The following is a 14,297-nucleotide window of genomic DNA, read 5'->3' as shown; positions in this document are numbered from 1 at the left end:
GCCCGGGCCCGGAGCCTGTCACCACTGGCTGAACAGGCTCCGGGCCTTCAGGTCCGCGATGAGGCCGGCCGGCAGGGCGGGGCAGTCGTTCACGCAGACCTCCTTGAGCGACGGGAGCGCGAGGAGCCCGCCCAGGTCGTCCAGCTTGGGGCACTCGTAGAGCTCCAGCTCGCGCAGGGCGGGCAGCCGGTCGAGGTCGCCGAGGGTGCGCAGGCCGTCCATGCAGGCCAGGCGAAGCTCCTCCAGGTGAAGCAGCCCCGAGAACGGGGTGAGGTCGGCGAGCTGGTCCAGCCCCTGGAGGGTCAGCACGCGCAGGGCGGGCATGCGGGCGAGTGCGGAGAAGTCGGTCAGGTCCTCCGCGTAGACCAGCTCGACCTCCTCCAGCGACGGGTGCCCTTCGAGCCCGTCGAGCGAGGTGAGCCGCTGGTGCCGGCCGATGACGACACTGGTCAGCGCGGGCAGCCGCGACAGCGGGCGCAGGTCAGGGAGCTTGGACTCGGGCAGGCCGAGGCTGGTGAGCCGGGGGTGGTGGCCGAAGCCGTCGAGGCTCTTCATGTTCGTGCAGCCCGAGGCCCAGAGGGTTTCCAGCGCGGGCATGGCGGCGATGCCGTCGAGGCTCTTCAGGCGGGCGCAGTGCAGGGTGAGCTCGGTGACGGAGCCGAGGTCGCGCAGGCCGTCCAGCGTCGTGATCTTGGTGCGGCTCAGGTCGAGCTTCCGCATGCTGCGCAGGCCCGACAGGCCGCGTACGTCCTCGACGAACCGGCAGCCGTCCAGATTGAGCTCTTCCAGGCCGGGCCACGCCTGCCCGAACCCCTCCACGCTCGCCACGGCGGTGCCGCGCAGGTCGAGCCGGCGCAGGCCGCGCAGCGCGAACAGCGGGGTGACGTCGGACACCTGGCGGCAGTTGGGCAGCAGGAGCGCCGTCAGCCCGGTGAGCGCGGCCAGCGGCCCCAGGTCGCTGACGGCCGCGCAGCCGTCCAGCTCCAGCACGCGCAGCCCGGTCAGCCCGGACAGCTCCGAGAGGTCCGACAGGCTCTTGCAGTGGTCGAGGACCAGCGTGTCGAGCATGGTCAGGTGGCGCAGCCCCGCCGTGAGCGCGCTCTGCCCGCGCAATGTCAGCTCGGTACGCCCCTCGGCGGCGAAGGCCGGCGCCAGCACCCGCTGCGCGAAACCGTCGGGGTCGAGCGCGTCGGGCCACAGCTTGAGCAGCTTGTCCGTGCCCGGCTTCGCCACCTCGGCGTAGTCGGCGGCCAGGTCGAGCGCGCCCGCGTCCCGGCTGCCGAGCGCGAGCCGCCGCACGGCCTTCCAGGCGCTCTCGGGGGACGCGGTCGTCAGCTTGGCGCGCAGGGCGGTCAGGTCTGAGGGCTGGATCATGGATCGAGACCCTAGGGGGTGGGAGTGACAACTTCCGGGGGAATCGGGTGGTTCAGGCGGAAGAGGTGGTCGGGGTCCCACTTGGCCTTGAGCGCCGTCAGCCGGGCGTAGTCCTCCGGTTCGTACGCCCTGCGCACCTGCTCGGGCCCGGCGTTGGCGCCGTACAGGAAGTTCAGCAGCCGCCCGCCCGTCGCCCACGGGGACAGCGCGTCGTGCACCGCGTCGTGCGCCGGGCGCAGCGCGGCGACGTCCGTGCCAGGGGCCAGGCCGGGCGACAGGACGGCGGCGAAGTACCGCGCGTCGCGGTTGCCGACCGCGTTGGGCGCGCCCTGGGGCCTGGCCAGCGCGCCGCCGAGGTGGCGCACCTCGATCACGCCGCGCACGCCGAGCAGCGGGGTCACGTCGGGCAGCGCGCGCAGCAGGGAGTGCGTGGCGAAGTAGCCGGACGGCGTGGTCGGGTCGTTGTGGATGGCGGCCGAGGCGGTGTACGGCATCTCGCCGACCGTGTCGAGCAGGCGGGGGCCGATCGCGCGCAGGGGGCGGACGAGTTCTTCGCCCTCTCGGGGGTCGCCCGTGTAGGCGATGCGGATGTGGGCGACGGTCCGGCCGGGGAAGGGGATGATCGCGATCGACGAGGTCATCTCGTCCGGCACCGTCTCCGTCCAGTCCCGCCAGGTCCGCAGGGCGGTCTCGACCTGGTCGAAGTGGAGCGCGCCGCCGTACAGCCGCGCCACCGGCACCAGGCCGATCTCCAGCGCGGTCACCACGCCGAACCCCGCCCGGCCGCCCACCAGGGCCCAGAACAGGTCGTCGCCCGGCGTGGCGTGCCGCAGCTCGGCGTCGGCCGTGACGACGTCCACGGCCCGCACCCGGTCGGCGGCGTAGCCGTACGTCCTGGCCAGCAGGCCGAGGCCGCCGCCCAGCGTGTACGACACCGCGCCCACGGACGGCGACGAGCCGGACAGCGGGGCCAGCCCGTGCCGGGCCGCCGCCTCGATGACCTGCTCCCAGCGCACCCCCGCCTCGATGCGGGCGGTGGCGGTGGCCGGGTCGACGGTGACGGCGTTCATCCGCCCGGTGGTGATGAGCACGCCCTCCGTGGCGGCCTGGGGCAGGCCGTGGCCGGTGGCCTGGACGGCGACGGGCAGGCCCGCCTCGGCGGCGTACGCGACGGCCCGGCGGACGTCCTCCGGCGTGGCGGCGGGCACGATCAGGTCGGGGCGGTGCGGGTCGAGAAGCTGGAAGCCGGTCCGCTCGGCGTCATATCCGGGGTCGTTTCTGTGCAGCATGCCTCCAGGATGCTGACCCCGCTCCTATAAGTCCAAGAGATGGATCTGATCGCACCCATAACTGAGGCTTCTAGAAGGAGAAACCCGGAGGTCGCAGCGGCGGATGCGCCTCCTGGAGCTGGGCCGCCAGGCCCAGCAGGTGCGGCTCGCCGCCCGGCGGGGCCACGATCTGCACGCCGATCGGCAGCGCGCTGGAGTGCGTCGCCACCGGGACGCTGATCGCGGGCCAGCCGCACATGTTCCACGGGCCGGCGGTGGGCGCGTACGTGACGTTCGTCCACGCGTTGCGCAGCAGGCCGCGCTCGCCCCACCGCTCCGCCTTCGGCGGCAGCGCGGCCAGGGCCGGTGTGATGAGCGCGTCCGCCTCGCCGAACCACTGGTCGGCGCCGTAACCGCGCCACCGCTCCCGGCCGCGCACACCGTCCAGCTTGACCGCGCGCAGCATCCGGCCCGCCCTGGCCAGCGCCCGCGTGCGGCGTTCGAGCCCGCGCAGGCCATGGGCGGCCTCGGCCGCCCGCACCAGCCACGTCGCCACCGTCGCCGGGCCCAGCCAGGCAGGCAGCCTGTGCTCCTGCTCCACCACCGTGTGCCCCGCCATGCGCAACGTCTCGGCCGCGCCCCGCACCGCCGCCGCGAACTCCTTGTCCATCCGCATCCCCGCCGGCAGCGGCTGCGGCGCGTACGCCACCCGCAGGTCGAACGGCTCCGGGCTGCTCGGCGGCGGCTGCGGCTCCCACACCTCGTCGTCGTCCGCCCACACCGAGCGCAACATGCGCGGCGGCGGCTCCACCCGGCGCCCGCCGCGCCACGCCTGCGCCAGCGCCGGGTCCGCCGCCAGCACCGACAGCGCCAGCGCCAGGTCCGAGGCGGTGGTGGCCAGCGGGCCGTTCTCGACGAGCTGCTCCCAGTCGTCCGACGGCGCGGGCACCAGCCCCGTGCCCGGCTTGATGGCCAGCACGCCGCAGCACGCCGCCGGGATGCGCAGCGAGCCCATGCCGTCGTTGCCGAGAGCGATCGGCACCATGCCCGCCGCCACCGCCGCCGCGCTGCCCGCCGACGAGCCGCCCGCCGTGCGCGCCGGGTTCCACGGGTTGCGGACGATGCCGTACGCGCTGTCGCCGAGCGCCACCAGCCCCAGCTCCGGCAGGTTCGTCAGCCCCACGACCACCGCGCCGGCCGCCCGCAGCCGCGCCACCGTCACATGATCCTCCGGCGCCGGCGTGTCGGGCGTGGCGGCCGACCCGCCGCGCGTGGCCTCGCCCGCCACCTCCAGGTTGTCCTTCACCGCCACCGGCACCCCCGCCAGCGGCAGATCGGCCAGATCGCGCCGTTTGTGCAGCTGCCGCGCCTCGTCCACGGCCCGCTCCCTGACCCGCCGGAACGCCCCTACCCTGGGATCCCGCTCCGAGATGACGTGAAGATGCTCCTCGACGACGGTCGTGGCCTTGACCTCGCCCTGCCGGACGGCCGTCGCGATCTCGATGGCGGACCTGCCTGCCCACAACATGAGAAGAGTGTGCAGCTTTTCACTCAACGTTGCGAGGCTCGATAGGGTCGATTCACGTGAACGGACCTTCGCTTGCCCTCCGCCAGCGTTCCCTGGGCGACCCCTCGGCCGAGTTTCCCCTGTTCCCGCCGCTGACCAGAGGCTGCCCCAAGACCAGCACCGACGATCTCGCCTTCCCGCTCGACATCGTCTACGACTACGCGAAGGTCGACCGTGGCCTGTTCGAGCAGGAGCCAGGCCCCGACCTGGCGCGGTGGTCGCCCCTGCTGCCACCGCTCGACGCGCCCACCCTCGGGGAGGGCGGCACGCCGCTGGTCCCGTTCGGTGACGTCTACATCAAGGACGAATCCCGCAACCCGACCTGGTCCCACAAAGACCGCCTCAACCGGGTCGCCGTGAGCGCCGCCCTCGCCTCCGGAGCGCCCGGCGTGGTCGTCGCCTCCTCCGGCAACCACGGCGCCTCCGCCGCCGCCTACGCCGCCCGTGCCGGGCTGCCCGCGATCGTGCTCACCTCCGCCGGGTCGCCGCCCGCCGTGCAGTCGTTCGTGCGCGCGTACGGGGCGAAGGTCGTCACCGTGCCCGTCGAACGGCGCTGGCCGCTGCTGCGCGAGATCGTCGACCGGCTCGGCTACCACCCCGTCAGCAACCAGACCGTCACGCACACCGGGCACCCGTTCGGGCCCGAAGGCTACAAGACGATCGCCTACGAGCTGTTCCTGCAGCTCGGCGAGGTGCCCGCGGCCGTGTTCACCCCCACCGGCTACGCCGAGCTGCTCTACGGCGTGTGGAAGGGGTTCACGGAGCTGCTGCTGCTCGGGGTCACGGACCGGGCGCCGCGCATGTTCTCCTGCGAGACGGCCGCCGGCGGGCCGCACGCCAAGGCGCTGGCCGCCGGGCTGCCCGCCGCCATCGTCGAGCTCGGGCCCACCGACGCGTACGGCATCGCCGGGACCGTCGGCGGGCACCGGGGCGTCGTCGCCGTGCGCGACAGCGGCGGCGAGGCCGTCCTCGTGACCGACGAGGAGATGCGGCGGGCACAGCGGGAGCTGGCGCGGGCCGGGCTGTGGCAGGAGCTGTCGGGCACGGCGGGGCTGGCCGGGCACCGCAGGCTGCGCAGGGACTTCGCCGGGCCCGTGGTGTGCATCGCCACGTCCAGCGGGTTCAAGGATCTGGGGGTGGGCGGCGAGCCGTACCCGGTGCTGGAGGACCCGACGCTGGACGATCTCCTGCCGTGAGCTCTTACTGCTTGAGCCAGACGCGGAGCGGGCCGATCGTGGTGAAGCCCCGCCTCAGGGCGTCGGACGGGTCGCTCTCGTAGCCGACCAGGGGGCGGCCGGGGAACAGCCCGGCCGCCGCCGCGAGCACGCCGGACCAGTCGCCCCACACGTTCGAGACGCCCACGGCCGGGCCGGTCGCCGTCAGGACGGCGCCCGCGCTCAGGTCGGGCGCGTGGACGATCGTCGCCTCATCGAGAAGTGCCGGCCGGAACAGGTCCTTCATCCCGCACGCCCGCTCCCACTCGGCCAGCGTGGCCTCGTCCCGGACCACCCGCCAGCTCGTGGCGGCTTTCTCCGGTGCCTCACGGAAGATCCACTGGGCCTCGAACAGCACGTCGAAGCCCGGCAGGTCAAGAGTGGCGAAGCTGTCCTTGACCGACGCGCCCGGGCTCGCGTCGATGCGCGGCAGCAGGTCGGCGGCCGTCGCCTCCGGGGAGAGGGTGACGGCGTCGGGATAGAACGGCGGCGTCCTGACCTGGCTCGTCCAGGCCAGGTCCGTGAACGTGCCCGGGATGCCGTGGGCGCGGCACATCAGGTCGCACCAGCGGGCGTTGTCCCTCGCCGCCGCGCCGAGCCAGTCGGTCATGGGGTGCTCCTCTTGGTGCGGCGGGTCGGCTGGGCGGTCAAGGGGTCCTCCGGCCAGGGATGCTTCGGATAGCGGCCGCGCATCTCCGCGCGTACGTGACGGTAGCCCTCACGCCAGAACGAGGCCAGGTCCGCGGTCACGGCCAGCGGACGACCGGCAGGGGACAGCAGGTGCACCAGCACCGGGACTCCCGCGATGCGCGGCGTCTCCTGCCAGCCGAACAGCTCCTGCAACTTGACCGCCAGCACCGGCTGATCACCCGAGTAGTCGAGGCGGACCTGGGAACCCGTCGGCACCTCGATGCGCTCCGGAGCCACCTCGTCGAGGCGCTCACTCCACGGGATCAGGCGCCGCAGCGCCGACGCCACGTCGATGCGCTCCACGTCGGCGCGGCGGCGGGCCCGGCTCAGCTCCGGCTCCAGCCACTGGTCGGCCAGGCCCACCAGGTCGTCCATCGAGGGCCAGGGCGCGCCGACCGCGCGGTGGCAGAACGCCAGGCGGTCACGCAGGTCCTTCGCCTGCTTCGTCCACGTGAGAACGTCTTCCGTGCGCAGGCCGTGCAGGATGGCGTCACGGACGTCGGCGTCCTTGAGCGGGGTGGACGACAGCTCGATCGCGCCCAGGCGTTCCACCCGGCGGGCCGAGACGTCGCCGCGGCGCTCGCCCGGCGGGACCCGCCACGTGACCTCGTCCTCCGTCGTGGGCTCCAGCGCCGCCCGCGCGGTGGCCTCGTCGATGACGACGGCCTGCCTGACGCGGGCCGACGCCGAGCCGGTGGGGCGGTCGGCGACCGCGATGGCCAGCCACTCCGCGGTCTGCAGCCTGGAGCCGTCCGGGAGCTGGGCCTGGGTGCCCGAGGCCATGAGGTAACCGCCGCCGCGACGGCGCGCCACCCGCTCGGGGAACGCCAGCGCCACCGCCATCCCGGCCAGCGCGTCACCTGTGAGCGAGGTGGATGTGGCGCGACCTTCCGCGGTGGTGCCGGCTGGTGCGGTGCTCGCTTGTGCGGTGCCGGCTTGTGCGGTGCGGTTGGCTTCGGTGGCGGTGCGGCGCAGGCGGGCGGACTCCTGGCGCCAGCGGGCGGCGAAGCCGGTGCCGCCCCTGCGGGCCGCGCGCCAGACCTCCACCAGGTCGTCGGACGCGTCCCTGGGCAGCTGCTCCGACAGCAGGGCCACCACCTCGGCGGCCTCGGGGCCGAGGTCGAGCAGGGCTCTGGCCAGCCGCGGATGCACCCCGGCCGGCGCCATCCGCCGTCCCCGCCCCGTCACCTGCGCCCGCGCGTCGGAGGCGGGCGATGGGGAGGTGATCGCGCCCAGGGCCTCCAGCGTGCGTTGGGCGGCGGACAGGGCGGCGGGGGGTGGCGGGTCGAGCAGGGCCAGGCCCGACGCGTCCGGGGTGCCCCAGCAGGCCGCCTGCAGTGCGAAGCCCGTCAGGTCGGCGAGGGCGATCTCCGGGCGCGCGTGCTCGGCCAGGCGGTCGTGCTCGGCCGCCGACCAGCAGCGGTACACCGTCCCGGGAGCCTCGCGGCCCGCGCGGCCGGCGCGCTGGGTGGCCGATGCCTTGGAGACGCGGACCGTGGTGAGGGAGCCCAGGCCGCGGGCGTGGTCCGTGCGGGGCTCGCGGGCCAGGCCCGAGTCCACCACCACCCGGACGCCGGGCACGGTCAGGCTGGACTCGGCCACCGAGGTGGCCAGCACGACACGGCGGCCGGGGCCGGGGCTCAGCACGGCGTCCTGCACATGGGCCGGCGCCTGGCCGTGGACCTGCAGCACGTGCTCCACGTCGCCCGCCAGCATCCCCGCCACCTTGGCGATCTCGCCCACACCCGGCAGGAAGCACAGCACGTCGCCGTCCCGTTCCGCCAGCGCCCTGCGAACGACGGAGGCCACGTGGGACAGCAACGCGGGATCGACGCGCAGCCCGTGCGGCGGGGCGACCGGGCGCGGCGGCGGGGCCCACACGATCTCCACGGGGTGGGAGGCGCCGGTGGCGGCCACGATCGGGCCGCCGAGCAGGTCGGCCCACGGCTGGGCGTCGGCGGTGGCGGAGGTGGCCAGCAGGCGCAGGTCGGGGCGGAGCGTGTCGCGTACGTCGAGGAGGAACGCCAGCGCCGTGTCCGCGTCGAGGTGCCGCTCGTGGCACTCGTCGAGCATGACCGCGTCGACCCCGGCCAGCTCCTGGTCGCGCTGGAGCCGCTGGAGGAGCACGCCGGTGGTGACGACCTCGACCATCGGGTTCGCGCCCACCTGCCGCTCGCCCCTGATCGTGTAGCTGACGCCCATGCGCCGCGCCGCCGCCCGCACGGCCAGCCGGCGCGGCTCGGCCACCACGACCCGCAGCCCCGCCTCGGCCAGCGCGAGGGGCACCACGGTGGTCTTGCCGGTGCCGGGCGGCGCGGTCAGGACCGCGCTCCCGTGCCGCTCCAGCGCGCCAAGCAACTCGGGCAGCACATGCCGAATGGGCAGCCCCTCCGCCCGCGACGCCGCATCGCGCGGTGCCGTCGTGGCGGTATTCGAGGGCGGCGGGGTGGTGGCGCGTTCGGGGTCAGGCATGGGCCTCGGCGGGGAGGGTGCGGGTGGCGGCGGTGAGGACGGCGTCGAGCAGGCCGGGGAAGCGGGTTTCCAGGTCGTCGCGGCGGAGGCTCATGTACTTGAGGCGGCCCTCCTGCTTCGTCAGTACCACGCCGGCCTCGCGGAGCGTGCGGTAGTGGTGCGAGGCGGTGGATTTGTGCACGCCGAGGTCGTCGCCCGCGACCGTGCACGTCATCTCCCCGGCCGTGGCGAGCCGGATCACGATCTCGAGGCGGATGGGGTCGCTCAGAGCCCGCAGAACCTCCGTGAGCTGGATGTTCTCCGTGGACGGGTGCGGCAGCAGGCGCATGGGGAAACCCTACCTCCGTCGAATTGTTTGACAACAATCCAACTATACGTCAGTTTGATGAGCATCCAACTGTTGCTGGAGGCTCCCATGAGTTCGCGGCTCTATCCGATGGCCGCCGGAAATTTCGCGATCGGCACGGGCATGTTCGTCACGGCGGGGCTGCTGCCGCCCATCTCCACGGACCTGGGGGTCTCCCGGTCCGCCGCGGGGCAGCTCATGACCGTGTTCGCGCTGGCCTACGCCGTGCTGTCGCCGTTGCTCGCCGCGCTGACCGCACGAATGTCGCGCAGAACCGTGTTGTTGCTGGCCATGGCGGTGTTCGTGGTCGGGAACACGTTGACCGCCCTGGCGCCCACGTACGCGCTGGTCATGCTGACCCGCGTGCTCGCGGCGGCCGGGGCGGCCATGTTCACGCCCACCTCCTCCGCCGTGGCGAACGCGCTGACCGAGCCCGAGCGGCGCGGCCGGGCGCTGGCGCTGGTGATGGGCGGGCTGAGCGTGTCGTCGGCCATCGGGGTGCCGCTGGGCACCTGGCTGGGCCAGGCGGCCGGCTGGCGCTCCACCCTCTGGATGGTCGCCGGGCTCGGCCTGGTCGGGTTGATCGGCGTGGCCGCGCTGGTGCCCGAGGTGCGCATCCCCGCCTCGGGACGGCTGCGGGAGCGGTTCGAGCCGCTGCGGGACCGGCGGGTGCCGGCCGTGATGGTGACGCAGTTGCTGATGTTCGCGGCCGGGTTCACCGCCTACACCTACATCGGCTCGCTGTTCGACCTGCCGCTGCCCGCGGTGCTGTGGGCGTGGGGGCTGGGCGGCATCGTGGGCAACGCGCTCGGCGGGCGGCTCACCGACGTGTACGGGCCGCGCCGGATGATCCTCGGCGGCCTGGGCGCGTCCGTCGTGTTCCTGGCCCTCATCCCCGTCGCGAACCTCGCCCTGCCCATCGCCCTGATCTGGGCCTTCCTGTGGGGCGCGACCGGCTGGCTGGTGGCGCCCGCCCAGCAGTTCAGGACCGTCGTGGCCGTGCCGGGGAACGTCCCGGTCGGGCTGGGCCTGCTGTCGTCGGCGCAGTACCTCGGGCTGTTCGTGGCCGGGCTGTCCGGCGGCGCGGCGCTGGAGGGCTACGGGCGGATCGGCGTCGTGGTGCTGGCCGCCGGGTTCGGGGTGGTGGCGCTGCTGTTCACCCTGGTCACGTATCGCGAGCGGGCGAGGGTGAGCGTGCCGGCCACCTAGAACGTCCGGAAAGCGGGTCGTCGTGACGCGTCTCTGGCCGCCAGAATGTCGGATGTGTCTGACGACCGTGATCCACGCGACGAGCCCTTGCAGGACGGTGCGGAGCAGCCGCCGGACGTCGATCCGCGCGACGAGCCGGCCCCGCTCGGCGCCGTCGTCCTGCTGACCGTCGCGGCGGCGGCGGGCGTCATGGTGCTCGGCGCGCTGGCGCCCTCGGTGCTGAACCTGAAGTTCCTGCTGTTCGGGCCGATCACGCTCGTCGTGTTCGAGATCGCCGTGCACGAGGTGTGGTGGAAGCGGTGGTGGGGCGCGATCCCCGGCGCGGTGCTGGGGCTCGCGTGCTACTTCGAGGGCCGCGAGGCGCTGGCCGACATCATCAATGACGCCTGGGCGCACCCGATCGCGTACGTCACCGCCTGGGCCCTCTTCGCGGCCGCCTTCGCCTGGTGCAGCCGCTACCCGCGCGAGTTGTCCTGAGTGTTCTTCCGGGCGGCGTGACGGGTGTCTACTGGGCGCGTTCCTGTGCGGCGGGCAGCAGGCGGGCCAGGTCCTCCAGGAGCTTGGCGTCGGCGGCCAGGTGGGCCTCGGCGTTGTCGAAGAGGGCGTCCGCGAGCGGTGACAGGCCCGCCTTCGCCGTACGGCCGGCGGCAAGGGCGGCGCGCTGGGCCTCGACCTCGCGGGACGCCGCCGCCACCAGTTCCCCGGCCTCGCCCGTGTCGAGCAGGGTGTGCCAGCGCAGGGCCAGGGCGAAGTCGGAGCGGGTGGAGTGGGGCGGGGCGGCGAGGGCCTTGCGCAGCAGGTCGCGCAGGGTGCGGCGGCCCTCCGGGGTGATCTGGTAGACGCGGCGCAGGCGGTCGCCCTGGCGCTCCTCGGACAGGGTGCGTGCCAGGCCCTCCAGCTCCAGCTTGGCCAGCGCGTGGTAGACCGAGCCGGGCTTCACGCCGGTCCACTGGTCGAGGGCCGCGGCCGTGACGACCTGGTTGATCTCGTAGCCATGCTTGGGGCCCTCGTTGAGCAGGCCGAGGACGAGCAGCCGGGTGGACGACGCCGACACGGGATCACCTCCGCTGAATAATCAACGTTGACCATACCAGCGCCGCCGTGCTCTCATTGCTCCAAATCGAATAGTCAACTTGGAGTATTCAATGAAGCGACGGCGGATGGACCGGTTCGTGCGCGCGTACGCGGAGCTGGGCCGGTTCAGCGGGGCCGTGCTGGTGGCGCGCGGCGAGAAGGTGCTGTTCACGCAGGGGTACGGGCTGGCGGACCACGAGCGCGGGGTGCCCAACCGGCCCGGCACGGCGTTCAGGATCGGGTCGCAGACGAAGACGTTCACCGCGATGGCGATCCTGCGGCTCAAGGAGCGCGGCCTGCTGGGCGTGCACGACCCGATCGCCCGCTACCTGCCCGGATACCCCGGCGGCGCGCGGATCACCCTGCACCACCTGCTCACCAACTCCTCCGGCATCCCCGACTACGTCACCACCGAGGGGTTCACCCGCGTGATGGGGACGGCCGTGACGCGGCGGGAGCTCATCGACGGGTTCAAGGACCGGCCCCTGCTGTTCGAGCCGGGCGAGGGGGTCAGCTACAGCAACTCGGGGTGGGTGCTGCTGGGCGAGGTGATCGAGCGGGTGTCGGGCCTGGCGTACGGGGACTACCTGCGCGAGCACGTCTTCGGGCCGCTGGGGATGACGCGCACCGGGCTGACGGACGACGCGAAGGGCTACCTGGCCGTGGACGGGCGCGCCGAGCCGGCCCCGTACGTCGACAACTCCCGCCAGGACGCGGCCGGGGCGATCTGCTCGACCGTCGAGGACCTGCACCGGTGGCGGCTGGACGTGCCGGACGAGCTCGTCGGGCCGTACGTCGAGAGCGACGGCATCGCCTACGGGTACGGCTGCGCGGTCGGGCCGGGGCGGATCGAGAGCTCGGGGGGCACGATCGGGTTCGTCAGCGTCTCGGCCCGCTACCCGGCCGACGACCTGTTCGTCTGCGTGCTGTCGAACGTCGAGAACGCCGCCTTCTCCGAGATCGAGCGCGGCCTGGCGGCGATCGCCAGAGGGGAGCCGTACGAGCTGCCGGGCGAGCGGGTGTTCGTGACCGTGGACCCCGCCCTGTTCGACCGGTACGCCGGCCGGTACACGATGCGGTTCCTGGGCCGTACCTCCACCATGGACGTGACCAGGGAGGGCGCGCGGCTCATGGTCGAGGTGCACGGGCTGGCCAGGACCGAGCTGCGGCCGATGTCGCCGACGCGGTTCTTCGCCCGGATGAAGGGGGAGGTCGAGCTGGACTTCCGCGCGGACGGCGAGGTCGCCCTGAACTGGGCGGGACGCGACGTCACCGCCCGGCGCGTCTCATAGAGGCTGCCCGCCGCTTCTCCTCCTCATAGGGGACCGCCGGTCGGCCCGCAGGGGGACGACCGGCGGTGGTACGCCCGCCTACGGTCGGCCGCATGTTGAACGACCACATCACCTTCCGCCGCGTCACGGCCGGCACGCTGCTCGTCGTGGCCCCGCTCCTCCAGGCCGTGGCCGTCGTCGTGGACCCCGGCACGTGGGGCGACGACCGCGAGGCCGTCAGCTTCGGCGACAACCCGGCGCTGGCCCAGACCCAGTCCGCGCTCTACCACTGGAGCTGGATGCTGATGGCCGTCGCCGTCATCGGCCTCATGCACCTGACCAGGCGCAAGGCCACCCGGCTCGGCCACGTGTCGGGGGTGCTGGCGGTGATCGGCTACCTGCAGCTGTCGGGGCTGCTGCTGATCGACCCGGTCGAGTGGTACCTGGGGCAGCACAACAGCCCGGAGGAGGCCCAGCGCATCCTCGACGAGATGCTGAACCTGCCGGGCGTGATCTTCGGCTTCCAGATGCCGTGGATGTTCTTCGGCTTCGTCGGGCTGCCGCTGCTGACCGTGGCGGTGTGGCGGGCCGGATTCACCGGGTGGTGGGTGCCGCTGGTGGTGGCCGCCGGGTACCTGGGCGGGTTCCTGGTGCCGTACGGGCCGCTGACCGTGCCGTTCTGGGTGGCGCCCGTCGCGGCGCTCGGCTGGACCGGGACGAGGATCCTGCGCATGGGCGACGCCGCGTGGGCGGAGTACTACCAGGTCAGCCGAGTGCCGGAATCCAGCCCGCGGTGACCGCGAGGATGATGAAGAAGCCCAGGATGATCCGGTAGATCACGAACGGGGTGAAGCGGTGCGTGCTGATGTAGCGCAGGAACCACGCCACCGCCGCGTACCCCACGATGAACGAGACGATCGTGGCCACGATGGTGGGCCCCCAGTCGGGCGTGTCGGCCCCGCCGATCTCGGTCAGCTCCAGCAGGCCCGAGGCGAAGACGGCGGGCATGGCCAGCAGGAACGAGTATTTCGCGGCGTCCTCGCGGCGGTAGTCGAGCAGCAGGCCGGCCGTCGTCGTGCCGCCCGAGCGGGACACGCCGGGGATGAGGGCCAGTGCCTGGGCGAAGCCGTAGATGAGGGCGTGGGTGATGCTGAGGTGCTTCTCCAGCGTGAGCTTGTTGCGGGCGGTGCGGTCGGCGAACCACAGGATGAGCGCGAAGACGATGAGCGTGGTGCCGACCAGGCGCAGGTCGCGGAAGACGGTCTCGATCTGGTCCTTCAGCACGAGGCCGAGCACGCCGATGGGCAGGGTGCCGACGATGATGTACCAGCCCATGCGGGCGGCCCAGTGTTGGCGCAGCTCCTTGACGAACAGCGAGCGCACCCAGGTGGAGATGATCTCCCAGAGCTCGTGCCTGAAGTAGATGACGACGGCCAGCTCGGTGCCGATCTGGATGACCGCGGTGAACGCCGCCCCCGGGTCGGGCCAGCCGGCGAACGCGGAGACCACCCGGATGTGGGCGCTGGAGGAGATCGGCAGGAACTCCGTCAGCCCCTGGACCAACCCCAAGATCACCGCTTCTAGCCAGCCGATCACGACGACACCTTCCAGGATGCGGGAGTGACGAGGGTGAGGTTAGCGGAATCGGGGGCTCGGCAATCGCTCTCCGGCCGCGGGCGGCGGACGATCCGCCGAGTTCACCGGAAATTCGCCCGAGGTTCTCCCCGACGGCCCGTGCCCGGCCGCCTTCGCACGATGTCCGTCCGCGCGGTCCTCACCCGCGCGGTCCTCACCCGCGCGGTCCTCACCCGC

At 73.2% G+C, this 14,297-nt stretch carries 13 protein-coding genes; 5 read left to right on the top strand and 8 right to left on the bottom strand.

What is annotated here, in order from left to right:
- Window positions 1-18: 18 nt before the first annotated feature.
- From HCN51_RS53010 to HCN51_RS53000, 3 genes are all read right to left on the bottom strand, one after another.
- Complete coding sequence (locus HCN51_RS53010; protein WP_168021345.1) at window positions 19-1,374, bottom strand: leucine-rich repeat domain-containing protein; 1,356 nt, start codon at window positions 1,372-1,374, stop codon at window positions 19-21.
- A gap of 11 nt (window positions 1,375-1,385) precedes the next feature.
- On the bottom strand, window positions 1,386-2,663 hold the full coding sequence (locus tag HCN51_RS53005) for an FAD-binding oxidoreductase (RefSeq protein ID WP_168021343.1): 1,278 nt from the start codon (window positions 2,661-2,663) through the stop codon (window positions 1,386-1,388).
- 70 nt (window positions 2,664-2,733) lie between these two features.
- Complete coding sequence (locus HCN51_RS53000) at window positions 2,734-4,170, bottom strand: amidase (protein ID WP_168021341.1); 1,437 nt, start codon at window positions 4,168-4,170, stop codon at window positions 2,734-2,736.
- Between the two features lie 56 nt (window positions 4,171-4,226).
- On the opposite strand from HCN51_RS53000, the gene HCN51_RS52995 reads away from it, so the two are divergent.
- Window positions 4,227-5,405 carry a pyridoxal-phosphate dependent enzyme gene (locus HCN51_RS52995; RefSeq protein ID WP_168021338.1) on the top strand — a complete coding sequence of 393 codons (1,179 nt, stop codon included), beginning with the start codon at window positions 4,227-4,229 and terminating at the stop codon, window positions 5,403-5,405.
- Window positions 5,406-5,409: 4 nt separating this feature from the next.
- Here the strand turns inward: HCN51_RS52995 and HCN51_RS52990 are convergent, their stop codons facing one another.
- Genes HCN51_RS52990 through HCN51_RS52980 form a run of 3 tightly spaced genes read right to left on the bottom strand, consistent with a single transcriptional unit; the run spans window position 5,410 to window position 8,913 of the window.
- Complete coding sequence (locus HCN51_RS52990; protein WP_168021336.1) at window positions 5,410-6,033, bottom strand: hypothetical protein; 624 nt, start codon at window positions 6,031-6,033, stop codon at window positions 5,410-5,412.
- The gene (gene hrpB, locus HCN51_RS52985; RefSeq protein ID WP_168021334.1) at window positions 6,030-8,585 is read right to left on the bottom strand and encodes an ATP-dependent helicase HrpB; all 2,556 of its coding nucleotides are present in this window, start codon (window positions 8,583-8,585) and stop codon (window positions 6,030-6,032) included. Before hrpB ends, HCN51_RS52990 begins: the two co-directional genes overlap by 4 nt.
- Window positions 8,578-8,913 carry an ArsR/SmtB family transcription factor gene (locus HCN51_RS52980; protein ID WP_168021331.1) on the bottom strand — a complete coding sequence of 112 codons (336 nt, stop codon included), beginning with the start codon at window positions 8,911-8,913 and terminating at the stop codon, window positions 8,578-8,580. Before HCN51_RS52980 ends, hrpB begins: the two co-directional genes overlap by 8 nt.
- Window positions 8,914-9,000: 87 nt before the next feature.
- On the opposite strand from HCN51_RS52980, the gene HCN51_RS52975 reads away from it, so the two are divergent.
- Together HCN51_RS52975 and HCN51_RS52970 are read left to right on the top strand one after the other, a co-directional pair.
- A complete protein-coding gene (locus HCN51_RS52975; RefSeq protein ID WP_080043487.1) occupies window positions 9,001-10,140 on the top strand; it encodes an MFS transporter in 1,140 nt (379 codons plus the stop codon).
- A gap of 54 nt (window positions 10,141-10,194) precedes the next feature.
- Entirely contained in the window at window positions 10,195-10,617 is a 423-nt protein-coding gene (locus HCN51_RS52970; protein WP_168021328.1) for a hypothetical protein, read from the top strand.
- A 28-nt stretch (window positions 10,618-10,645) separates the two neighbouring features.
- Here HCN51_RS52970 and HCN51_RS52965 read toward each other — a convergent pair whose 3' ends face one another.
- On the bottom strand, window positions 10,646-11,194 hold the full coding sequence (locus tag HCN51_RS52965) for a helix-turn-helix transcriptional regulator (protein WP_168021326.1): 549 nt from the start codon (window positions 11,192-11,194) through the stop codon (window positions 10,646-10,648).
- A 91-nt stretch (window positions 11,195-11,285) separates the two neighbouring features.
- Here HCN51_RS52965 and HCN51_RS52960 point away from each other — a divergent pair, with 91 nt between their 5' ends.
- Window positions 11,286-12,506 (top strand): serine hydrolase domain-containing protein, encoded by a 1,221-nt coding sequence (locus HCN51_RS52960; protein WP_168021324.1) that lies wholly within the window; start codon window positions 11,286-11,288, stop codon window positions 12,504-12,506.
- A gap of 92 nt (window positions 12,507-12,598) precedes the next feature.
- The gene (locus HCN51_RS52955) at window positions 12,599-13,282 is read left to right on the top strand and encodes a hypothetical protein (RefSeq protein WP_168021322.1); all 684 of its coding nucleotides are present in this window, start codon (window positions 12,599-12,601) and stop codon (window positions 13,280-13,282) included.
- On the opposite strand, the gene HCN51_RS52950 is transcribed toward HCN51_RS52955, so the two are convergent.
- A complete protein-coding gene (locus HCN51_RS52950) occupies window positions 13,251-14,081 on the bottom strand; it encodes an undecaprenyl-diphosphate phosphatase (protein WP_346434138.1) in 831 nt (276 codons plus the stop codon). The two genes, HCN51_RS52955 and HCN51_RS52950, sit on opposite strands and share 32 nt — an antisense overlap.
- Between the last annotated feature and the right edge of the window lie 216 nt (window positions 14,082-14,297).

The organism is Nonomuraea composti (genome assembly GCF_012034275.1).
Taxonomy (GTDB): domain Bacteria; phylum Actinomycetota; class Actinomycetes; order Streptosporangiales; family Streptosporangiaceae; genus Nonomuraea; species Nonomuraea composti.
This window is presented reverse-complemented; position numbering and strand designations above follow the sequence as displayed.

Excerpts from the sequence above, each read along its gene's own strand:
- HCN51_RS52960 (WP_168021324.1), top strand. The coding sequence starts at position 11,286 with ATGAAGCGACGGCGGATGGACCGGTTCGTGCGCGCGTACGCGGAGCTG.
- HCN51_RS52990 (WP_168021336.1), bottom strand. The coding sequence starts at position 6,033 with ATGACCGACTGGCTCGGCGCGGCGGCGAGGGACAACGCCCGCTGGTGC.
- HCN51_RS52955 (WP_168021322.1), top strand. The coding sequence starts at position 12,599 with ATGTTGAACGACCACATCACCTTCCGCCGCGTCACGGCCGGCACGCTG.
- hrpB (WP_168021334.1), bottom strand. The coding sequence starts at position 8,585 with ATGCCTGACCCCGAACGCGCCACCACCCCGCCGCCCTCGAATACCGCC.
- HCN51_RS53005 (WP_168021343.1), bottom strand. The coding sequence starts at position 2,663 with ATGCTGCACAGAAACGACCCCGGATATGACGCCGAGCGGACCGGCTTC.
- HCN51_RS52980 (WP_168021331.1), bottom strand. The coding sequence starts at position 8,913 with ATGCGCCTGCTGCCGCACCCGTCCACGGAGAACATCCAGCTCACGGAG.
- HCN51_RS53010 (WP_168021345.1), bottom strand. The coding sequence starts at position 1,374 with ATGATCCAGCCCTCAGACCTGACCGCCCTGCGCGCCAAGCTGACGACC.
- HCN51_RS52975 (WP_080043487.1), top strand. The coding sequence starts at position 9,001 with ATGAGTTCGCGGCTCTATCCGATGGCCGCCGGAAATTTCGCGATCGGC.
- HCN51_RS53000 (WP_168021341.1), bottom strand. The coding sequence starts at position 4,170 with ATGTTGTGGGCAGGCAGGTCCGCCATCGAGATCGCGACGGCCGTCCGG.